The organism is Sulfuritalea sp., assembly GCF_017302275.1.
Taxonomy (GTDB): domain Bacteria; phylum Pseudomonadota; class Gammaproteobacteria; order Burkholderiales; family Rhodocyclaceae; genus Sulfuritalea.
Window position 1 is genome coordinate 1 of record NZ_JAFLDR010000019.1, and the last position, 21,315, is coordinate 21,315.

Annotated in this window: 23 protein-coding genes and 1 pseudogene; 19 read left to right on the forward strand and 5 right to left on the reverse strand. The window is 65.4% G+C overall.

Annotated features, from left to right (window positions below):
- Positions 1-407, reverse strand: a pseudogene (locus tag J0M27_RS11745) (hypothetical protein); the annotation flags it as partial.
- 2 nt (positions 408-409) lie between these two features.
- Positions 410-2,176 (reverse strand): arginine--tRNA ligase, encoded by a 1,767-nt coding sequence (gene argS, locus J0M27_RS11750; RefSeq protein WP_294991636.1) that lies wholly within the window; start codon positions 2,174-2,176, stop codon positions 410-412.
- 190 nt (positions 2,177-2,366) lie between these two features.
- On the opposite strand from argS, the gene ubiB reads away from it, so the two are divergent.
- The 7 genes from ubiB (at position 2,367) to J0M27_RS11785 (ending at position 8,647) form a co-directional block, all read left to right on the forward strand.
- Entirely contained in the window at positions 2,367-3,908 is a 1,542-nt protein-coding gene (gene ubiB / locus J0M27_RS11755; protein ID WP_294991639.1) for a ubiquinone biosynthesis regulatory protein kinase UbiB, read from the forward strand.
- 67 nt (positions 3,909-3,975) lie between these two features.
- The gene (locus tag J0M27_RS11760; RefSeq protein ID WP_294991642.1) at positions 3,976-5,472 is read left to right on the forward strand and encodes a sodium:solute symporter family protein; all 1,497 of its coding nucleotides are present in this window, start codon (positions 3,976-3,978) and stop codon (positions 5,470-5,472) included.
- A gap of 459 nt (positions 5,473-5,931) precedes the next feature.
- A complete protein-coding gene (locus tag J0M27_RS11765) occupies positions 5,932-6,204 on the forward strand; it encodes a hypothetical protein (protein ID WP_294991645.1) in 273 nt (90 codons plus the stop codon).
- A 59-nt stretch (positions 6,205-6,263) separates the two neighbouring features.
- Positions 6,264-7,331 (forward strand): VanZ family protein, encoded by a 1,068-nt coding sequence (locus J0M27_RS11770; RefSeq protein ID WP_294991648.1) that lies wholly within the window; start codon positions 6,264-6,266, stop codon positions 7,329-7,331.
- Positions 7,315-7,641, forward strand: a complete 327-nt coding sequence (locus J0M27_RS11775; protein WP_294991652.1) for a nucleotide pyrophosphohydrolase — start codon at positions 7,315-7,317, stop codon at positions 7,639-7,641. The genes J0M27_RS11770 and J0M27_RS11775 overlap by 17 nt, the downstream gene beginning before the upstream one ends.
- 35 nt (positions 7,642-7,676) lie before the next feature.
- The gene (locus tag J0M27_RS11780; protein ID WP_294991654.1) at positions 7,677-7,988 is read left to right on the forward strand and encodes a (2Fe-2S) ferredoxin domain-containing protein; all 312 of its coding nucleotides are present in this window, start codon (positions 7,677-7,679) and stop codon (positions 7,986-7,988) included.
- Positions 7,989-7,990: 2 nt separating this feature from the next.
- The gene (locus tag J0M27_RS11785) at positions 7,991-8,647 is read left to right on the forward strand and encodes a CocE/NonD family hydrolase (protein WP_294991657.1); all 657 of its coding nucleotides are present in this window, start codon (positions 7,991-7,993) and stop codon (positions 8,645-8,647) included.
- Between the two features lie 65 nt (positions 8,648-8,712).
- On the opposite strand, the gene J0M27_RS11790 is transcribed toward J0M27_RS11785, so the two are convergent.
- A complete protein-coding gene (locus J0M27_RS11790; RefSeq protein ID WP_294991660.1) occupies positions 8,713-10,467 on the reverse strand; it encodes a response regulator in 1,755 nt (584 codons plus the stop codon).
- A gap of 182 nt (positions 10,468-10,649) precedes the next feature.
- Between J0M27_RS11790 and J0M27_RS11795 the strand changes: the two genes are divergently transcribed.
- Positions 10,650-11,561, forward strand: a complete 912-nt coding sequence (locus tag J0M27_RS11795) for an ATP-binding cassette domain-containing protein (protein WP_294991663.1) — start codon at positions 10,650-10,652, stop codon at positions 11,559-11,561.
- Between the two features lie 85 nt (positions 11,562-11,646).
- Here the strand turns inward: J0M27_RS11795 and J0M27_RS11800 are convergent, their stop codons facing one another.
- Both J0M27_RS11800 and J0M27_RS11805 read right to left on the reverse strand, forming a co-directional pair.
- Entirely contained in the window at positions 11,647-12,657 is a 1,011-nt protein-coding gene (locus J0M27_RS11800; protein ID WP_294991665.1) for a diguanylate cyclase, read from the reverse strand.
- A gap of 335 nt (positions 12,658-12,992) precedes the next feature.
- On the reverse strand, positions 12,993-13,235 hold the full coding sequence (locus J0M27_RS11805) for a helix-turn-helix transcriptional regulator (RefSeq protein ID WP_294991668.1): 243 nt from the start codon (positions 13,233-13,235) through the stop codon (positions 12,993-12,995).
- Positions 13,236-13,339: 104 nt separating this feature from the next.
- Between J0M27_RS11805 and J0M27_RS11810 the strand changes: the two genes are divergently transcribed.
- From J0M27_RS11810 to J0M27_RS11860, 11 genes are all read left to right on the forward strand, one after another.
- Positions 13,340-14,026, forward strand: a complete 687-nt coding sequence (locus J0M27_RS11810; protein WP_294991671.1) for a hypothetical protein — start codon at positions 13,340-13,342, stop codon at positions 14,024-14,026.
- A 32-nt stretch (positions 14,027-14,058) separates the two neighbouring features.
- Positions 14,059-14,556, forward strand: a complete 498-nt coding sequence (locus J0M27_RS11815) for a FlgO family outer membrane protein (RefSeq protein ID WP_294991673.1) — start codon at positions 14,059-14,061, stop codon at positions 14,554-14,556.
- A gap of 193 nt (positions 14,557-14,749) precedes the next feature.
- On the forward strand, positions 14,750-15,043 hold the full coding sequence (locus J0M27_RS11820) for a type II toxin-antitoxin system HigB family toxin (RefSeq protein ID WP_294991829.1): 294 nt from the start codon (positions 14,750-14,752) through the stop codon (positions 15,041-15,043).
- A 9-nt stretch (positions 15,044-15,052) separates the two neighbouring features.
- On the forward strand, positions 15,053-15,445 hold the full coding sequence (locus tag J0M27_RS11825) for a helix-turn-helix domain-containing protein (RefSeq protein ID WP_294991676.1): 393 nt from the start codon (positions 15,053-15,055) through the stop codon (positions 15,443-15,445).
- 40 nt (positions 15,446-15,485) lie between these two features.
- Positions 15,486-16,268 (forward strand): ABC transporter permease, encoded by a 783-nt coding sequence (locus J0M27_RS11830; RefSeq protein WP_294991679.1) that lies wholly within the window; start codon positions 15,486-15,488, stop codon positions 16,266-16,268.
- 119 nt (positions 16,269-16,387) lie between these two features.
- Positions 16,388-16,588, forward strand: a complete 201-nt coding sequence (gene thiS / locus J0M27_RS11835) for a sulfur carrier protein ThiS (protein WP_294991681.1) — start codon at positions 16,388-16,390, stop codon at positions 16,586-16,588.
- Between the two features lie 21 nt (positions 16,589-16,609).
- Positions 16,610-17,407: a thiazole synthase gene (locus tag J0M27_RS11840; RefSeq protein WP_294991683.1), complete on the forward strand. Its 798-nt coding sequence runs from the start codon at positions 16,610-16,612 to the stop codon at positions 17,405-17,407.
- A 79-nt stretch (positions 17,408-17,486) separates the two neighbouring features.
- Entirely contained in the window at positions 17,487-18,077 is a 591-nt protein-coding gene (locus J0M27_RS11845; RefSeq protein WP_294991685.1) for a hypothetical protein, read from the forward strand.
- Positions 18,074-18,793, forward strand: a complete 720-nt coding sequence (gene trmB / locus J0M27_RS11850; protein WP_294991688.1) for a tRNA (guanosine(46)-N7)-methyltransferase TrmB — start codon at positions 18,074-18,076, stop codon at positions 18,791-18,793. Before J0M27_RS11845 ends, trmB begins: the two co-directional genes overlap by 4 nt.
- Positions 18,790-19,926 carry a GGDEF domain-containing protein gene (locus J0M27_RS11855; protein WP_294991690.1) on the forward strand — a complete coding sequence of 379 codons (1,137 nt, stop codon included), beginning with the start codon at positions 18,790-18,792 and terminating at the stop codon, positions 19,924-19,926. Before trmB ends, J0M27_RS11855 begins: the two co-directional genes overlap by 4 nt.
- A gap of 222 nt (positions 19,927-20,148) precedes the next feature.
- Entirely contained in the window at positions 20,149-21,309 is a 1,161-nt protein-coding gene (locus J0M27_RS11860; RefSeq protein WP_294991693.1) for an NnrS family protein, read from the forward strand.
- Positions 21,310-21,315: the final 6 nt, after the last annotated feature.

The window sequence follows — 21,315 nt, forward strand, 5'->3', positions numbered from 1 at the left end:
GGCGCGGCGGCCGATCCTGCGGGCGCGGACGCCACGGCGGCGGCGGCGGCTGGCGCCGGTGTCGGTGCGCCCGGAGTGGCGACGGTCTTGCCTTCGAGAATGTTGTAGAAGTCGAAGCGCTGCCGCTCGGCGGGCTTGTCGCCGGGCTTGCCCGGCAGCGCTACCGGCGGCGCCTTGGGATTGGCTCCGTTGGCGGCCTTGTCCGCCTTGGGCGCGCCTTCGTACTTGTTCTGGAAGGGCAGCGGCGACTTGTTGAGGTACCAGACCACGCCGAAGGCGATGCTGACCCCGATCACCAGGCCGACGAACACGCCGAGCAGGGTGCCGCCGCCGCTCTTGTTCCGCGGCGCCCCGGGTTTCACCGCAGGGCGCACGCCCTGGTCACCCGTCTTGTCGAACTTGCCCATGGTCACATGCTCACCGGTTGCGATACGCCCAGCAGGGAAAGGCCGTTCTGCAGCACCTGGCGCGTCGCCAGGGCCAGCGCCAGGCGCGCGCGGCGGACTGCCGGATCGTCGACCAGCACCCGCTCGGCGTTGTACCAGCTGTGGAAGTCGCCGGCCAGGTCCTTGAGATAGAAGGCCAGCGCATGCGGCGCATGGTCGCGCGCCGCCTGCAGGATCAGGTCGGGGAATTCGGCCAGGCGCGCGCAGAGGGCGAACTCGCGTTCGTTCTGCAGCGGCGACAAGTCGGCGCCCGCCAGTTCGGCGGCATCGCCGTCCCACTGTGCCAGCACCGAGCAGATGCGGGCGTGGGCGTACTGCACGTAATAGACCGGGTTGTCGTTGCTCTGCGACTTGGCCAGGTCGAGGTCGAAGTCCAGCGCCTGGTCGCACTTGCGCAGCATGTAGAAGAAGCGGCAGGCGTCGTTGCCGACTTCCGCGCGCAACTGGCGCAACGTGACGTAGTCGCCGGAGCGGGTGGACATCGAGACTTTCTGCCCATCGCGAAACAGGCTGACGAACTGCACCAGCGTAACTTCGAGGCGGCTCGCATCGGCGCCGGCGGCCGACAGCGCGCCCCTGACGCGCGGGATGTAGCCGTGGTGGTCGGCGCCCCAGACGTCGATCACCTTGTCGAAGCCGCGCTCGAACTTGTTGAGGTGGTAGGCGACGTCGGACGCGAAATAGGTGTAGATGCCGTTCTCGCGCTGCACGACGCGGTCCTTCTCGTCGCCGAAGGCGGTGGACTGGAACCACTTGGCGCCGTCCTGGACGTAAATGTGGCCGGATTTTTCCAGTTTCTCCACCGCACGCGCCACCATGCCTGTGTCGTAGAGGCTGCGCTCGGAGAACCAGACGTCGAAATGCACGCCGAATTCTTCGAGGTCAGCGCGGCAGTCGGCCAGTTGCTCGGACAGCACGTGGCTGTGCACGTAGGCCCAGTCCTCACCCAGCAGGTCCTTGCCGGCGAGGATCAGGCCGTCGAGGCGTGCCTCGATGTCGTCGGTATCGGGTAAGCAGGCCAGCACGGCCTCGGCCGGATGCACGTAGCGGTCGCCGTGGGCCTGCCTGATCTGTTCGGCCATCTCGCGCACGTAGCCGCCCTGGTAGGCATTGGGCGGAAAGGGCAGCGGCTCGTCGAAAAGTTCCAGGTAGCGCAGCCATGCCGACAGCGCCAGGATGTCCATCTGGCGGCCGGCGTCATTGACGTAATACTCGCGCGTCACCTCGTAACCGGCGAAGGCCAGCAGCGAGGCCAGGCTGGCGCCGAAGGCAGCGCCGCGGCCGTGGCCGACGTGCAGCGGGCCCGTGGGGTTGGCGGAAACGAACTCGACCTGCAGGCGGCGCGCGGCGCGGCCGTTGCGCACCGGGCCGCGGCCGAAATCATGTCCGTTGGCCAGCACGGCGTCGACCACGGCGCAGCGGGCGGCGGCGGTCAGCGTGAAATTGATGAAGCCGGCACCGGCGATCTCGACCTTCGCCAGGGCCGACGAGGCGGGCAGCTCGCGCACCAGGCGCTCGGCGATCTGGCGCGGATTGGTCTTCAATTCGCGCGCCAGCTGCATCGCGACGTTGCTGGCAAAATCGCCGTGGCTGGCCTGCTTGGGACGTTCCAGGAGTATTTCGGCAAGTCCCTGGCCGGGAGCCACGCTGGCCAGTGCCGCACGCAGCAGGCCGGCGAGATGCTGGCGGGCGTCGAAGCCGCTACTGATTTTTTCGCTGGATGCAGCCATATCGGTGGTTGGGGGCTTTCGAAAGGCTGTGGATTATACTTCCCGTTTTAGCTACGGCCGCTTCGCTTAACGTCGATGAGGCCAACGTTAGCCTGCACTGAAATTTTCAATTTTAGCTACGGCCGCTTCGCTTAACCTCGATAATGCCGGCGTCGGCCCCCCACTGAATCCAGGTTCCTCGCCCGCCCCCGTGCGCCTCTTCCGCCTGATCCGAATCGCCCGCGTCGCGTACCTCTACGGACTCGACAGCCTGGTCCTCGAACACGAGGTCGAACCGGGCATGCGCACGCGCCTGCTGCTTGCTGCGCAGCGCCTGATGTTCTGGCGCGACCTGTCCGCACCGCGCGCCGTGCGCCTGCGCCAGGCACTGGAAGACCTGGGGCCGATCTTCGTCAAGTTCGGCCAGTTGCTGTCGACCCGACGCGACTTGCTGCCGTTGGACATCGCCGACGAACTGGCGAAGTTGCAGGACCGCGTGCCGCCCTTCCCGTCGGAACTGGCCATCGCCGAACTCGAGAAGGCCTACGGCAAGCCGGTAGACCAGATCTTTGCGCGGTTCGAACGGCAACCGGTCGCCTCCGCTTCGGTGGCGCAGGTGCATTTCGCGGTGCTGCCGGATGGCCGCGAGGTCGCGGTCAAGATTCTGCGTCCCGGCATCCAGCCGGTGATCGAGCATGACATCGCGCTGCTGCAGGTCGCAGCGAACCTGCTGGAAACGGTCTGGGCCGATGGGCGGCGCCTCAAGCCGCGGGAGGTGGTGGCGGAGTTCGACAAGTACCTGCATTACGAACTCGACCTGATGCGCGAAGCGGCCAACTGCTCGCAGTTGCGGCGCAATTTCGAAGGCTCCGACCTGTTGGTCCTGCCCGAGGTGCATTGGGACTGGTGCAGCACCAGCGTCATGGTCATGGAGCGCATGCACGGTACGACCATTTCGCAGATCGACGCCCTGCGCGACAAGGGCGTGGACATACCGCGCCTGGCGCGCGCCGGCGTCGAAATATTCTTCACCCAGGTGTTCCGCGACGGCTTCTTCCACGCCGACATGCATCCGGGCAACATCTTCGTCGCCACGGAGGGGCCGCGCAAGGGCAGCTACATCGCGCTCGATTTCGGCATCGTCGGCACGCTGTCGGACGTCGACAAGAACTACCTGGCGCAGAATTTCCTGGCCTTCTTCAAGCGCGACTACAAGCGCGTGGCCGAGGCGCACATCGAATCCGGGTGGGCGCCCAAGGAAACCCGCGTCGACGAGTTCGAGGCGGCGATCCGCTCGGTCTGCGAACCCTTCTTCGACCGCCCGCTGAAGGAAATTTCGCTCGGCCGCGTGTTGCTGCGGCTGTTCCAGACCTCGCGCCAGTTCAACGTCGAAGTGCAACCCCAACTCGTGCTGCTGCAGAAGACCCTGCTCAACGTCGAGGGCCTCGGCCGCGAACTCGACCCCGACCTCGACCTGTGGCAAACCGCCCTGCCCTTCCTCGAGCGCTGGATGAGCGAACAGCTGGGCTGGCTGGCGCTGGAGAACAACATCAGGCGCGAGGCAACCAACTGGGCCCGGCTGCTGCCGACACTGCCGCGCCTGGTGCACCAGGCGCTGACCGCTACGGCGACGCCCGCGCCCAACCTGGAATTGGAAAACCTCGCCGCCGAAGTACGCAGCCTGCGGCGACTGCTCTGGCTCGCATTCGCGGTCGCCGCGGGTGCACTGGCGTTCGCTTTCCTGCGCGCCTGAGGAGAGGGATTTACGCGGGATCGGCGCCACATTTATACTTTTGGCTCACTGACTACTGCTCACTGACATGCTGCTCTGGTTCGTCGTCCTCTATCTGATGGTCTCGGTCGGCATCGGACTGTTCGCCGCCACCCGGGTCCATAACGCCAGGGACTTCGCCGTCGCCGGCCGCAGCCTGCCGCTTCCGGTGGTGACCGCCACGGTGTTCGCCACCTGGTTCGGCGCAGAGGCCGTGTTCGGCGTCTCCGCCACCTTCGTCAAGGACGGCCTCGGCGGCGTGGTGGCCGACCCCTTCGGCTCCTCGATGTGTCTGATCATCGCCGGCCTGATCTTCTCGCGCTACCTCTACAAGCTCAACATCATCACCCTCGGCGACTTCTACCGAATGCGCTACAACCGCGCGGTCGAAGTCATCACCACCATCTGCATCGTGCTCTCCTACCTGGGCTGGGTGGCGGCGCAGATCAAGGCCCTGGGGCTGATCTTCTACGTCGTCACCGACGGCGCCGTGTCGCAGGAGGCCGGCATGATCCTCGGTGCCGGCATCGTGCTGACCTACACCGTGTTCGGCGGCATGTTCTCGGTGGCCATCCTCGATTTCGTGCAGATGGCGGTGTCGATGGGCGGCCTGCTGTTCATCGCCTGGACAGTCAGCGGAAAAGTCGGCGGTGGCGCCACGGCGGTGATCGACCACGCCGCGGCGGCCGGCAAGCTGGAATTCTTCCCGGCGCCCGACCCCTGGCTGTGGCTGACCTTCCTCGGCACCTGGATGACCATGATGCTGGGCTCGATCCCGCAGCAGGACGTGTTCCAGCGCATCACCTCGGCGAAGACGGCGAACATCGCGCTGTGGGGTTCGGTGCTCGGCGCCTCGATCTATTTCTGCTTCACCTTCGTGCCGATGTTCATCGCCTATTCGGCGACGCTGATCGACCCCGCGCTGTTCAACGAGCTGCTGGCCAAGGACACGCAGCTGGTGCTGCCGACCCTGGTGCTGCAGCACACGCCGCTGTTCGCCCAGGTGCTGTTCTTCGGCGCGGTACTGTCGGCCATCATGAGCTGCTCCTCCGCGACGCTGCTGGCGCCCTCGGTCACTTTCGCCGAGAACGTGGTGCGCGGTTTCTACCCGAACATGGGCGACCACCAGTTCCTGCGGGTGATGCGCCTGTGCCTGGTGGTATTCACCTGCATCGTGCTCGGTTTCGCGCTGAAGTCCGAAGCCTCGATCTTCAAGATGGTGGAGAACGCCTACAAGGTGACGCTCGCCGGCGCCTTCGTGCCGCTCGCCGCCGGCATCTTCTGGCGCCGCGCGACGACGCAGGGCGCGCTGGCGGCGACCTTCGGCGGCCTGCTCTCCTGGGTGCTGGTCGAAGTGCTGATCGGCGAAGCGAGCCTTGTGCCGCCCCAACTGATCGGACTGGGCGTGTCCATCCTCGGCATGGTCGTCGGCTCGCTGCTGCCGCAGTGGGTAGGCCACCGCCTGCCTGACCACGACCCGCACGCGATATTGCACCACCACGCCGCGTCGCAGACCCATCACGCCGACCCGGAACACCGACACTGAACCGGACAGCCGACAAGCAGACCCTCTACGAGCTTCTCGGCCTCGGCGACAAAGCCTCCCCGGCGGACATGCAGCAGACCCATGGCGTCCTTCGACTGACGCTGGACGCACAGTCCGAGAACGAGCAAGAGTACGAGCGCATTGCGATCCTGACGGACGCCCGCGATCTGCTGCTCGACCGGCCGAACCCATGGCCGTCGCAGCGACCGTGGCGCCAGCGCCGACTTTCCCCGTTCCGCCCGCAGCGGAAAGCCGGGATGCCGAAACCCCTGCCGCAAACATCGCCACCCAGAATGTCGCCATCGAACGCGCCAAGCGGCTCCCCAATGTGCACCCCATCCCCCCGATATGCACGAGGGGCCCCCGCGTGAGATCATTTCCACCACCGGAGCGTCGTCGAGAATCACCCTTGCCCCTGGACTCGATGCCAAACCGATCTGCCTTGGAAACGCCGGACGCATGGCGCGTGGAAGCCGGACATACAAGCCCGGATTTGCCAAAGGCCGCTTGATCCTTGCGCGGGGCACCATGCTCGGTGCAGCCAATCCCCGCGGCCAGCACCGACGCATCTCGAACAACCACTGTAACCACGGCGCCTCGGGTGGAGCGCGCGACCGAAGCCTCGGCGCGTCACTCACCGTGGAATCCGCGTGCCGGGCGCTCGACCGGACCTTGATCGTGATCGACGCCTTCCCGACCGACTGCCTGACCAACCTCCAGCGCAACCGGTAGCGTCGCATCGCCGCTGGCGAGGCTTGTCGCTCCTGCATGAAGGGGGCAGAATCCTGTTCGTGGCAATCGGCTCGCGCACCCACCTGACGCTCTACCTGACCGGCGGCTACCTGCTGCTGATCGTCTATGCCAGCCTGTATCCCCTTGCCGGCTGGCGCGACAGCGGCGGCAATCCGCTGGACTTCCTGTACGCCGCCTGGCCGCGGTATTACACCGACTTCGACCTGGCGACCAATGTCGCGGTATACCTGCCCTTCGGCCTCCTCTGTGCCGCCGCGCTGCGCCGCCGGTTGCCCGCCGTTCCGGCGGGGCTGTTGGCGACCCTGCTCGGCAGCGCCGTGAGCCTGTCGATGGAATTGCTGCAGAACTACCTGCCCGACCGCGTCCCCTCCAACCTGGACCTGGCCTGCAACGCCGCGGGCGCATTGCTCGGTGCCTGGCTGGGCGCCAGCAAGGCAAGCTACCTGCTGGACGAGGGACGCCTCGCCGACTGGCGGCGAAAAAACCTGATGCGCGGCTATGGCGTCGACCTGGGCGTGATGCTGGTGGCGGCCTGGTTGCTGACCCAGCTCTCGCCGGAATCGCTGCTGTTCGGCAGCGGCAACCTGCGCCTGATGCTCGACCTGCCCCCGGTACAGCCCTTTCTCGCGGAACGTTTCATCAGCGTCGAAACCACCATCGCCGCCTCCGGCCTGCTAGCGGCCGGACTGATCGTCACCCTGCTGTTGCGGCGCCATGCGCGACCGCTGACGATCGGCCTGCTGCTATTCGCCGTATTGGTCAAGGCGGCCACCCACGGCGTTCTCATGGGCCAGGCGGCGGCACTGGCCTGGATCACGCCCGGCAACAGCACCGGCATGGCGATCGGGCTGCTGCTGTGGTGGAGCGCCACCTTCCTCGGCATCGAATTGCAGCGCGCGGTGGCCGCGCTGGCGCTGCTGTTTGCCACCGTCATGGTAAATGTCGCGCCGGACAATCCCTACCTGCAGAATACGCTGAATATCTGGAACCCCGGCCAGTTCCTCAACTTCAACGGCCTGACGCGCCTGATTTCCTCGCTCTGGCCCTTCCTGGCGCTGCCATGGCTGATGTCCTACCGACCGAGAACAAATGACTCCGATTACTGACCTCACCACCCTGCGCGATGCGCTGCGGGCGTTCTGCGCCGCACGCGACTGGCATCGCTACCACACACCGAAGAACCTGGTCATGGCGCTCAGCGTCGAGGCGGCGGAACTGGTCGAACATTTCCAGTGGGCGACGCCCGAGGAAAGCCTGGCACTGGCGCCGGAAAAACACGCCGAGGTCGCCGACGAGATCGCCGACGTGCTGATCTACCTGACCGAACTGGCCGACGTGCTGGGCATCGACCCGATCGCCGCGGCACGCCACAAGATCGTCAAGAATGCGGCCAAGTATCCCGCGCCGGCCCGGTAGAATTCGCCCTCCGTCCCCCGCCCGGAACCCAAGCCATGAGCCACTTCACGCACCACGTTTTCTTCTGCACCAACCAGCGCGCGGCGGGCGAGGCCTGCTGCAACAACCACGGTGCCGGCGACATGCGCGCCTACGCCAAGGACAAGGTCAAGTCGCTGGGTAGCAAGCTGCCGGGCAGGGTGCGCATCAACGCGGCGGGCTGCCTCGATCGCTGCGAGAAGGGCCCGGTGATGGTGATCTATCCCGCGGCGGTCTGGTACACCTATGTGGACCAGGAGGACATCGACGAGATCATCGACCAGCACCTGGTCAATGGCCGCGTGGTCGAGCGGCTCATGGTGGACTGAAGGTGTCGCGCCACGAACGCGTGCTGCTGGACGGCCCCGACGGCAAGATCGAGGTCTTCGTCGAGGACCATGAAAGCCCAAGCGGCATTGCTCTGATCGCGCATCCGCATCCGCTGTTCGGCGGCACCGCCGACAACAAGGTGGTGACCACGCTGGCGCGCGCCTTCCGCGAGCGAGGCTGCATCACGCTGCGGCCCAGCTTTCGCGGCGTCGGCGGCAGCGAGGGCGCGCACGACCACGGCGACGCCGAGACCGACGACGTACTGGCGGTGCACGATTGGGCCCGCGCACGCTTCGCCAGCCGGCTTACCCCTGCCGGCACGCCGCTGCCCCTCTATCTGGCCGGATTTTCCTTCGGCGCCTACGTCACCACGCGGCTGGCGAAACGCCTTGCCACCGCCGGCGATCCGGCGCGCTGGCTGGTACTGGTGGGCACGGCGGCCGGTTTCGTCGAAGGCATGCGCCGTTACGAAACCGAGGCGGTGGCGCCCGACACGCTGGTCATCCACGGCTCGGAAGACGAAACCGTGCGCCTGGCCAATGTCCTGGCCTGGGCCACGCCGCTCGATCTGCCGGTGGTGGTGATACCCGGCGCCGACCATTTCTTCCATCGCCGCCTGCACCTGATCCGCGACTTGATCCAGCGCGCCTGGCACTGACGTCGATCACACGGGCGAGGCGGCGCTCTCCAGTGACGAAACCTGCTGTTTCGCGCAACCCGGTGTCAGTGCGGCATGGCCTCCCAGGTCTTGCGGATCTGCTCCAGCCGGTGGTTGCCGACGTCGCGCAGGGCGACGAAATTCAGGTAGCCCTGCATGCGGTTGTTGAGCCGCTTGCGCGTGTCGCCATCAATCGCCAGGCGGCCGGCGGCGAGCTCCTCGAAGCACTTGACGATGCAGGTCGCGGCATTGAGGTAGACCGCGACGTTCTTGTTCGACTCGGCCAGCCGGGCGAATTCCTCCACGGCACCGAGCAACTGGCCGTGCTTGGCCATGTTGGCGGCGGCGACGTTTAGCTGCCGCAGGTTTTCGCTGGCACCCTCGGCAATGCGCGTCGCGTGGGCCTCCCAGCCGCCTTTGGCCATCATGGTCATGATGCGCGCCTCGATCGACTGGTTGCCGATGTGGTCCTGGTACAGGGCCTGCGCCATCTGGCACGCCGTGTCTTCGTCGCCCATTTCGACCGCGGCTTCGAGCACGAACATCGACTCCTCGCGATCCAGCTCGTGCCCCCCCGCCGTGGTCGCGCCAAGGGCCTGGCGCATCTTCTGGTAGGCGTCGTCGACCGCCTTGCGGTCGCCCTTGGCCACGGCAGCGGCATAGGACACCGTCTTGCCGGAAAGCGCATAGGCGGGGTCGCTCTTGTGGAAGTCGGCGAGGTTGGCGGAGAGTCCTTCGAGTCGTTCCAGCGCCGCCTTGCTGCCGCTCTTGATCAGCATGCCGGCATAGGTGCTGAAATCGCCGGGGCGGATGAAACTCGAACCGCGCCCGTGCCGGTGCATCATCGCATAGGCATCGATCGCCGTCAGGGGGTCGTCGGTGGCCACCGCGATGCGCGCTATCTCGCGCTGGCGCTGGAGCGACTTGGGGTTCTTCTCCAGCACCAGCTTGAGCAGCACCTTGGTGGCTTCGAGGTCGCCCTTGCGTTCGTGCACCTTGGCCAGCAGGTCGTGCGCGTGCAGGTAATCCGGATTGTCGTGGATCAGTTCCTCGATGATGGCCGCGGTCTCGTCGTAGCGATCGAGGTGGAAGAAGGCGCGCGCCTTGCCCAGCTTGGCCCATGGCAGCACCGGGCGATCGGTCAGGATGGACTCGAAATGGTCGTAGGCTTCCTGGAAATGCTCCATCTGCAACATGCATTCGCCCGCGATGCGCTGGAATCCGGACGAATGACGCGGGTTGTCCAGCGAACTGCGCCGGCACACCTCCAGCGCCTCGCCGAAACGGCCGGCATCGAACAGGTCCGTCGCCCCCTTCAGCGCCTGGCGACGATCCCAGGCCTTGCCCAACCGTACGTGCAGCATGTCCGGCGAGATGGGCTTGATCAGGTAGTCGTCGGGGGCAAGTTCCACCGCCGAAAATACCTGCTCGTATTTGCGCTCGCCGGTGATCATGATCCAGATGGTCGACTGCGGCAGCAGCTTCTGTCGCCTGACTTCTTCGAGCAACTGCTGGCCGTCGCGGGTGTCGGAGAGGATGTAGTCGCACAATACGACATCGTAGTTGCCGCGATTCCGTATCCGGTAGAGCGCGTCGTGGTAGCTGTCGGAGACGTCGATCTTGGTGCCGCCCGCGTTCGCTATGGTGTTGCGCAACCAGACGCGCATGGTCTGCGAGTCCTCGATCAACAGGTAGGACAGAGTGCCGTAGGGGCAGGGCAGGAGCTGCGCGGCGGGCCGCCGCAACGGGGTCGTGCCAGGCTTGGCGTCGCCACCACCGTCGTCGTCAAACAGTCCATCCAGATCCGTAAGTCCAGCCATCGCCGACATCGCCTCCCGGCAAGCACTACGCCCACACCAAGCCCCGATATGCCCAGCGGCCCGCCGCCATTCGGCCGCGCGCCGTCATCGCATGGTACGCCCGCACGAACGGGTCGATGCGGGCTGTTAGAATTTTACCTTCAGCGACGGAACAGGAATATGTGCTGCATCACGGATCGCCCATGAGCCCACTGCGGGTGGTGTCGCTGCGCAAGTCCTACGAGGGCCGCGAAGTCGTCGCCGGGCTCGGCTTCGAACTGCGGCGCGGCGAGTGCTATGGACTGCTCGGCCCCAACGGCGCCGGCAAGACCACCACGCTGCGCTGCTGCCTCGGCCTCACCGCACCGGATTCGGGCGAGATTATCCTGGCCGGCGAACCGGTGCCGCAGCGGGCACGCGAAGCCCGCATGAAGATCGGCGTGGTGCCGCAGTTCGACAACCTCGACCCGGATTTCACCGCCGCCGAAAACTTGGTCGTGTATGGCCGCTACTTCGGCATGAAGGACGCCGAAATCAGGCCGAAGATCGCCGAGTTGCTGGATTTCGCCGGCCTCGCCGGCAAGGCAGATGCCAATATCCGCACCCTGTCGGGCGGCATGAAGCGGCGCCTGACCCTGGCCCGCGCGCTGGTGAACGACCCCGAACTGCTGCTGCTCGACGAACCCACCACCGGGCTCGACCCTCAGGCGCGCCACCTCATCTGGGAACGGCTCAAGCGCTTGCAGGCGCAGGGCAAGACCATCCTGCTGACGACGCACTTCATGGACGAAGCCGAGCGCCTGTGTCAGCGCCTGGCCATCATCGACGCCGGCCGCATGGTGGCCGACGGAGCGCCCCGCGACCTGATCCGCGGCAACATCGAAGCGCAGGTGGTCGAGGTCTACGGTGAAGATGCGCCCGGCTGGGCCCAGCGCGAGGCACAGGCCTTTTCGAATCGCGTCGAGGTCAGCGGCGAGACCGCCTTCTGCTACGTCGCCGACGCCACGCCCCTGCTGGCCCAACTCGCCGCCTGGCCCAGCCTGCGCACCCTGCACCGACCGGCGAACCTGGAGGACGTGTTCCTCAAGCTGACCGGCAGGGAATTGCGGGACTGAACCTGCGCCGCATCCGGCTCGCGCAGCGGAATACGAAAAGTCGGCGCCGGCGCGACGGCAAGCAGACATCGGAAACCACGGACGATCAGGTACCCATGGCGACAACCGGGTCGCCCGTGGCGACCCGGTTGCGCCCTTGCTGCTTGGCTCGATACAAGGCTTGGTCCGCGATGCCGACCAGTTGCGTCGGCACGGCTTGCATGGAAACGGCCATCGAGGCGACCCCAATGCTGATCGTGACATGGTCGGCAATCGCGGACCTCGCGTGCGGCATGGCGAGCTCCTCGACGGCGACGCGAATGCGCTCGGCGACGATGCAGGCCCCCGGCTGGTCCGTGGTGGGCAGGAGGATGGCGAACTCCTCGCCGCCATACCGGGCGACCTCGTCGCTGGATCGCTTGACGACACTCGACAGGGCGCCGGCGACGCGCCGCAGGCATTCGTCGCCCCCCTGGTGCCCGTAGGTGTCGTTGTAAAGCTTGAAGAAGTCCACGTCGATCATGAGCAGTGACAACGCACGGGACTCCCGAGTGGCGCGGCGCCACTCGGCATTCAGGGTGCTGTCGAAGCTGCGGCGGTTGGCCACGCTGGTCAGTCCGTCGCGCAAGGCCAGGCGTTCGAGCTCGGCCTGGGCCTCCTTCTGCTCCGTCATGTCGCGCAGTGTTTCCACCACGGCGACCACCTTGCCATGGCTATCGTAGATGGGCCCCGCATCGACGGCCAGGTACAGTCGCGCGCCCATGCGCGGCATGACGCACCAGTTTTCCGCCTTGCGCCCGTGCGCGGCGGCGGCCTCCCCGCCGACGTGGTCATGCGTGACGTAGAGCGCGTCGATTTCCCCGGTGCGACCCAGCGCGACCAGGTCGGCCAGGCAGGGACGCGGCTCGTCGTAGAAACCGCGCCAATGTTCCCGGGTGCCGATCACCTCGGCGGCCTTGATGCCGGTAAGGCGTTCGCAGGCACGGTTCCAGATGATGACCCGGCACCCGGCGTCGATGACAAAGGTCGGCACCACCAGTTGTTCCATGAGTCGAACGGAAAAATCCAGCTCGTCGACGCCTTGATGGCTCGCCGGAACGGTTTGCCTGCCGGTCATGCCTGCCTCCATTTGGTCGATATTATCCATGCAAGTGTAATGGCTAATCGACGGTATGGGGCTAACTTTCGGCATAGTGGCGAGGCGGCTGCCGGCGCGGTTGGCGCGACGAGTCGCCGTTTGCAGTTCCGTGCCACTGCTGGTCCACCTCGCCGCCCGAACCAGCCGGCGCACCCTGCACCGGCTGGCGAATCTGAAGGACATGTTCCGCAAGCTAACCGGACGCGAGTTGCGCGACTGATTCGGGACTATTTGACAAACAATAGTCGGTGCTGGCGATACGGCGATATTGCAATCAGGCGCCAGTCTGTAGAAGGCTCGCTGCACCGAACGTATCACAGCTCTCTCAACCGTTCTTCAACTAACCCCATTAGCTGTGCTGCCGGAATCTTCAGTGCTTCAGCCAAGCCCAATATTGTTGCAAGCGTTGGGCCTTTTTCCGCGCGCTCAAGAGCGCTGATATGGCTGCGTTCGGTGCCCGCGCGTTCGGCAAGTTGATCCTGTGTGAGCGCCTGTTGCAAGCGCAATTCCTGCAACACCTCACCAAAGATCTTCGTCGGTAGCTTCTTGTCCCGCATAAGCGGGCAAGGTTTGCCTATACACTCCGGCTTGTCTGCATACCGTTGTATGCGCTATCCTGCAAACATACTCAAATCGCAAGATGATTGTTCAGGGGGACTTTATGACCGGAATCCGATTTGCCACCGCCCTACTCTGCATTCCAGCCCTTGTGGGTTGCTCCCAGTTGGCAGGGATGCCCAGCGCAGAACCTTTTCCAGACGCGACGCTGCGGAAAGCAAAGTCCGCCGAGCACTGGAATATCATCGCCGGCGACGTCGCCGTGCAGACGACTGGATTGAGGAGTCGCCCGGAGCTTCAGGGAAAGGCGCTCTATGTCTCGCCCTCGGGGGACAACAGTGATTTCTCTCGTGGATTTCATTCGATGCTGATTTCCAAACTCGTCAATGGCGGGCTGAACGTCGCGACGAGGCCCGAGGGAGCCGTTCAAGTCACATATGAGGCGCAGGTCGTCCGGCATCTGGCGGGCCAAGGCGACTATCAGCCCGGCAGTGTGGCGGCTCTTGCTGGCGGCATAATCGTTGCGCGCGAAATAGCGGTAGGAGGCGCATCGTCCACAGCCAAGGCGGTCGGTGTTGCCGCGCTTGTTGCCGGTGCGGATCTATTGGCGGCAAATGCCCGGCTACACAGCGCAACGAATACCGAGGTGATCGTCACAACTTCCTTGGTCGACAACAACAGGTACTTGATGCGGAAGACCGATGTCTATTACATCGAAGACGCCGAAGGAATCATGTTCGAGGCACCGTTCCGTCCGCGGATCAAAACCTTGGGGGTAACCGGACAATGAGATAAATTGCCGCACTCATATGTGCCGTTGTCTTGAGCGCTGCTTGTGCCACGGGGCCAACCTATCAAGCTGCGGAAACCAGCGAGTTCACCCAGGCGAACTACTCCGCAGTCGATAAACTTGTCGCGGCCACTGCGGTGCCCATTGCAAAAAGTGCTCCATTGCTCGTGGCCACGATGGTCAATATCGACTCACTGAACCAGAGTTCGCGCTTTGGACGCCTGATCTCAGAACAAATCGCAACAAGATTGACCCAGCTGGGTCATGGCGTCGTGGAAATGAAGTTGCGAAACGACGTGTACATTCGAGAAGGAACCGGCGAACTGCTGTTGTCCCGCGACGTGAGGACTTTGTCCAAGAACCACAATGTCCAAGTGGTTGTGGTCGGCAACTATGCCGTTGCCGCCGGCTATGCGTATCTGACACTGAAGATGGTTACCGTCACGGACAATCGCGTTGTCGCGGCCGTCAACTACCTGTTGCCGCTTACGGAAAACAACAAGGCTTTGCTGATGCAGCCGAGGGAATAGAGGGCCGCAGGGATAGCCGGTTGCTTCAGTCGAAGAACTGCGCCTACCAAGTCCTATGTAGTGAATCTCGGCCGGAACAGCTTGGCTCTGGATCGAAGTGGATTTCCGGCCACTCGAATCGCCGTACCACCAGCGCCGACTATTGACAGGCACACGCCGTTGATACCAATTTGGTATCATGCTACAGTGGCGCATGCGGATCATTGCGCTATCCACCTTGCGGACCTTCTGGGAAAAGCACCCGGATGCCGAAACACCTTTGCGGTCCTGGTATGCCTTGGCGGGCCGGGCACACTGGAAAACACCGGCAGACATCAAGGCGGAGTATCGCAATGCCAGCTTCGTCGCCGATCGCAGGGTGGTATTCAACATCAAGGGCAATGACTATCGGCTGGTGGTGGCGGTTCGCTACGATCGGGGTCTGATGTATGTTCGTTTCGTCGGCACGCATCGGCAGTACGACAGGATCGACGTGGAAACAATCTAGGAGGCCGACATGGAACTCAAGCCCGTCCGCAACAAGAAGGAATATCAGGAGGCGCTGGCCGAGGTCGAGCGCCTGTGGAACGCACCGGCGAAGTCGGCCGAGGCGGACCGTCTCGACGTGTTGGCCATGCTGATCGAACGCTACGAGCGGCAGCACTTCCCGATCGCCGATCCCGATCCCATCGAATTCCTCGGCCACGTCATGGAAAGTCGTGGCCTGACACGCAAGGACATGGAAGCCTACATCGGGCCGCGTGGCCGCGTGGCCGACATCCTGAACCGCACCCGGCCGCTGACCCTGGAGATGATCCGGCGTCTCGCCGATGGCTTGCAGTTACCTGCCGAGGTGCTCATCAAGCCCTACCGCTTGCGCCGTGAAGCCGGTGAGCTGGAAGCGGCATGACCGCTGGTCAGGCATCCGCCTTCCCGCTTCGACGCCTTCCATGAGCGCCCAACTCCTCCTGCCGCGACTATCCCTGCGTGCCTTCGCCGTCTGGCGACGCAACTTCCTGGTCTGGAAGAAACTGGCGATCCCCTCGCTGCTGGGCAATCTGGCCGATCCGATGATCTATCTGTTCGGCCTCGGCTACGGCCTCGGCGGGCTGCTGCCGCAGGTCGGCGGCGTGTCCTACATCGCCTTCCTCGCCGCCGGCACGGTGTGCGCCTCAACCATGAACGCGGCCTCCTTCGAGGCGCTCTACTCGGCCTTCTCGCGCATGCACGTGCAGCGCACCTGGGAGGCGATCATGAACGCGCCGGTGACGCTGGAAGACGTGATGGCCGGAGAGTTGCTCTGGGCGGCGGCCAAGGCCACGCTGTCGGGAATCGCGATCCTGCTGGTGATCTGGGTGCTGGGCCTGATCGGCTCGCCACTCGCGCTGTGGGCGCTGCCGGTGATCTTCCTCACCGGGCTGGCCTTCGCCGCGCTGGGCCTGATCGTCACCGCGCTGGCGCCGTCCTACGACTTCTTCATGTACTACTTCACCCTGTTCATCACGCCCATGGTGTTGCTGTGCGGCGTGTTCTTCCCGACCGAACAGTTGCCGCCCGCGGTGCAGGCGGTGGCGGCCTGGCTGCCGCTGACGCATGCGGTGGCGCTGGTGCGGCCGCTGCTGTTCGGCGAAATCCCTTCCGGCATCATCGGCCACATTGCCGCGCTGCTGGCGGTCGCCGCGATCGCCTTCGGCATCGCCTCGGCGCTGATCCGCCGCCGCCTGCTGAAGTAAAATAAGGCCAGAGGCAAATTGGTCGCCCGCCCCCCTATCCCCCCTCACGGGGGGCTACTGTCTGGCTCGCTGCGCTCGATTGTGGCTAAGCACTCTTATTCTTGTAGTTCACGTTACGCATGAACCTCATCATCAACGGCGAAGCCCAACAACTGGCGGCACCGCTTTCCGTCGCCGCGCTGCTCGAGGCACGCGGACTGGCCGGCAGGCGCGTTGCCGTGGAGCGCAACGGCGAAATCGTGGCCAAGAGCCGCCATGCGGACACCCTGCTCGCCGACGGCGACCAGATCGAAATCGTCGTCGCCGTCGGCGGCGGCTGAAATTTTTCGGAACCCGAAACCATGAGCAACGATACCCTCGTCATCGCCGGCAAAGCCTATCGCTCGCGCCTGCTGGTCGGCACCGGCAAGTACCAGGATTTCGCCCAGACGCGCGCCGCGATCGACGCCTCCGGCGCCGAGATCATCACGGTCGCCATCCGCCGCACCAACATCGGCCAGGAACCCGGCCAGCCCTCACTGCTGGAAGTGCTGCCTCCCGCGCAATTCACCATCCTGCCCAACACCGCCGGCTGTTACACGGCGGACGACGCGGTGCGCACCCTGCGCCTCGGTCGCGAACTGCTCGATGGGCACCCCTTGTGCAAGCTCGAAGTACTGGGCGATCCGCAAACGCTGTTCCCCAACATGCCGGAAACGCTGAAGGCGGCCGCAACCCTGGTCAAGGACGGCTTCCACGTCATGGTGTACTGCTCCGACGACCCGATCCAGGCACGCATGCTGGAAGACATCGGCGTCGTCGCGGTGATGCCGCTGGCCTCGCTGATCGGCTCCGGCATGGGCATCCTCAACCCGTGGAACCTCAAGCTGATCATCGAGCAGTCGAAGGTGCCCGTGCTGGTGGATGCGGGCGTCGGCACCGCGTCCGACGCGGCCATCGCGATGGAACTCGGCTGCGACGGCGTACTGATGAATACCGCGATCGCCGCGGCGAAGGACCCGGTGCTGATGGCCGGCGCCATGAAGAAGGCGGTCGAAGCCGGCCGCGAGGCATTCCGCGCCGGGCGCATGCCGAAGAAGTTCTACGCCGCGACCCCCAGTTCGCCGGTCGGCGGAATGATCGGGCAAGGTGGCAAATGAGCCCCCTCGACAGTGCCGCGTCGCTCCGTTCTTCCCCCAGGGGGCCAAGAGGCACTTGGGGCGGCCCGGCGTGTCGCTTGTGAAACACCTCGTCGCCTGCGCACTTTGTATCCCGCTGTTCGGCCCGGTGCAGGCGGCGGACGCCACGCCGCAACCAACGCCGGCGATGGCACAGGCGGCGTCCGAACTCAGGCCGCGGCATCAGGGCTATGCCTTCGAGCAACCGCAACTGCTGCTGCGCCAGCGCCTGTTCGGCCTGGCGCACGGATTGTCGATGCTGGCGGCGGCCTGCCTCGACCTGCCGCGGCATTCGACGCCGATCCAGGATGCCTACGCGAGCTGGCATGGCAAACAGACCGGCACCATCGAGGTGCTGGTGCTCGACCTCGCCCGCTACTATTTCGGCGAGCGTGCCGACGAGGCCAGCTGGTTCGACCTGGCGCGCGCACTGGGCCTCAACGACAGCATCGAGCCTGCCTTGCGCGACGTCAGCCTGGACGATGCCTGCGCCAGCCTGCCGCAGGCGATAGTCGGGCCGCGCTACGATTTCGCGCGACTGCTGGCGGACGCCGCCGCGCCCGACAGCCCGGCGACGGTGGCGAACGCCGTGCCGCCGGCGACCGAAGGAAGTCCTCGTGGGACGCCGACTTCCCCCAAGCCCGCCGAATGAGCGCCGACGACGATCTCGAAACAGCGGATGGCGGCGCGCCCGGCCACGGCCACATTCGCAGCTATGTGCTGCGCCAGGGCCGCGTCTCCGACGCGCAGCGGCGCTTTCACGAACAAGGCATGCCGCGCTGGGGCATTCCCTACCAGGCGGCGCCGCTCGACCTCGATGCCGTGTTCGGCCGCCGCGCCCACCGCATCCTCGAGATCGGCTGCGGCATGGGCGAGACCACGGCCACCATCGCCGAGCTGCATCCGAGTAACGACTACCTGGGAATCGAGGTACACACCCCCGGCGTCGGCAGCCTGCTGAAGGAAATATCCACGCGCGGCATCACCAACCTGCGCGTGGTCCAGCACGACGCGGTCGAGGTGGTGCGCGACATGATCGCGCCGGGCGCGCTGTCCGGCATCCACGTTTTCTTTCCCGATCCCTGGCCCAAGAAACGCCAGCAGAAGCGCCGCCTGATCCAGCCGGCATTCGTCGCGCTGCTGGCGGAACGCCTCGCACCCAGTGGCTACCTGCATTGCGCCACCGACTGGGAAGACTATGCCCACCAGATGCTGGATGTCCTTGCCGCCGAGCCGCGCCTGCAGAACATGGCCAACGGCTTCACGCCGCGCCCGCCCTACCGGCCGCAAACCAAGTTCGAAAGCCGCGGCCTGAAGCTCGGCCACGGCGTCTGGGACCTCGTCTTCCGCCGCTCGTCGATGCGATGAGCATCGATCCGCGCACCGTCATCCTGCTTGCGGGCGTCATGGGCGGCATGATGTCGCTGGTGCTGTTCTTCATGCGCCGCAACTACCCGACGGCGATCGCCGGGCTCGGCGAGTGGGCCGCCGCCGCGGGACTGATCTTCGTTTCGACGCTGCTGCTCGGCGCGCGCGGAGCGATTTCCGACCTGTTGTCCGTCGTCGGCGGGAATACCCTCCTGCTAGCCGGCCTGGCGCTGTTCCACATCGGCAGCCAGCGCTTCATCGGCCTGCGGCCGTGGAAGCGAATCTGGGCCGGACTGATACTTTCCTCGCTGCCGGTGATGCTCTGGTACACCCTGGTCGAACCGCATTACGGCGTCCGCGTGTTCACCATGAGCCTGCTCATGGCCGTGCTCACCGCGGCGCATGCCTGGACCATCTCGCGCCACGGCATCCGCAGCCTGGCCAGCTACCTGTGCATCGGAGCACTCGTGGTGCAGGCCATCGCCCAGTCGGTGCGCTTGTTCTCGGCGTTCGGCACCACGCCCGACAGTTCCTTGTTCATCCTGTCGCCGGCACAGACCTACTTCGTCACCACCTATGCCCTTTGCCTGCTGGTGCTGAGCATCGGCGTGGTGCTGATGGCGACCGACAAGCTGCGCACCGAGTTCGAGCACATGGCGCGACATGACTCGCTGACCGGCGCACTGACGCGGCGCGCCTTCCTCGATTCCTGCGCACAGGAACTGGAGCGCGACCGGCGCAAGAACCGGGTCAGCTCCCTGCTGATCATGGACCTCGACCATTTCAAGGCTGTCAACGACAGCTACGGGCACCAGGCCGGGGATCGCGTGCTGATCGATTTCGTCGACCGGGTCGGCGGCCTGCTGCGCCGGCCGGACCAGTTCGGTCGCTTCGGCGGCGAAGAGTTCGTCGCGTTGCTGCCCGAAACCACTCTCGACGAAGCGCTGGTGGTCGCCGAACGCATACGGGCCGGAGTCGAGCAGGCGCGCGCGCAACCCGGTTGCACCGTGAGCATCGGTGTCGCCACCAGCGTCCCCGGCGAAGGCGCCATGGACACCATACTCGGGCGCGCCGACGAGGCCCTGTATCGCGCCAAGGCCGCCGGCCGCAACTGCGTCCGCGCCGCGGCCTGAGAGTCTCAACGTGAAGCACCCTGTTCGGAGACCCCTGTGATGGACGCGCGCAGCGCGCCAACTGGTAACCCCCCGCGAGGGGGGAAGGGGGGCGGGCGAATAGTTGGCTTTTGGTTACGGCCGCTGCGCTTAACGCCGATAATGCCGGCGTTAGCCTCCACCGAAACTTCGTTTTCTCGTGTTTCATCCTCGGCGAATGGCTCTCGCCGCCATTTGCGTTAGATGGATTTCCTCGCACATCCGCTCTGGCTGGTCGGCTTCCGGCCCTTCTTCGCGCTGGCCTGCCTCGCCGGCCTGAGCCTGCCCATGCTCTGGGTCCTGGTCCACCTCGGTCACGTGCCGGCCGCCGCGCTGCCGGTGGCACCGCTGCAGTGGCATGCCCATGAAATGTTCTTCGGCTTCGGCTGGGCGGTGCTCGGCGGTTTCCTGCTGACGTCGACCAAGAACTGGGTCGGAATTCGCGGCTATCACGGCGCGTCTCTGGTGATCCTGGTCGCCGCCTGGCTGTTCGAGCGCGCCGGCATGTGGCTGGGCGGCAGCTGGCCGGGCTGGCTGTTCCGGCTGTCCTGTCTGGGCTTCCTCGCCGCCATCGTCGCCATGCTGCTGTGGACCCTGGTGCGCCACCACAAGGACGACAGCTACCGCGACAACTATTTCTTCCTGCTGATCCTGCCGACCTTCCTCGTGGCGAAATTCCAGATGCTTGACGCCGGGCAGTTCCAGGCCGGCATCGCCATGGCCACGGGCCTGTTCCGCGTCGCCTTCCTGGTGATGCTGGAACGTACCCTGACCCAGTTCATGAAGAACATCTACCAGGTGGACATCCTGCGCCATGCCGGGCTGGACCGCGCCATCAAGCTGCTCGGCCTGATCCTGGTCGGCGCCGGCTGGATGCCGCCGCCGCTGGCCGCCGGCCTCTCGCTCGCGCTTGCCTTGCTGCTGGCTGGGCGCCTGGCGTTCTGGCAGCCACAACTGGCATTGCGCCGGATCGACCTCGGCATCATGTACCTCGGCTATGCCGCCATCGTGCTGCAACTGGTGGTCGAATTCGTCGCCGTGGCGGCGCCGCCGAACTGGATCGGCGCCTTTTCCACCCACATGTTCGGGCTCGGCGTGATGGGTCTGGTCATTCCCGCGATGCTGATCCGAATCGCCAAGGGCCACACCGGGCGCAAGGTGGTGTTCGAGCCCGTCGACCGGGGCGTGCTGTGGATCATGATCGGCGCCTTCCTGCTGCGCGTCCTCGCGCCGCAGCTGCTGCCGGCGTCCTACGCGCTCTGGCTGGCCTTGGCCGCCGGCGGCTGGCTGGCCGGCTTCGGCATCCTGGCCTGGCGCCTGATCCCGTTTTTGCTGCAGCCCCGGGTGGACGGCAAGGAACACTAGCGCGGC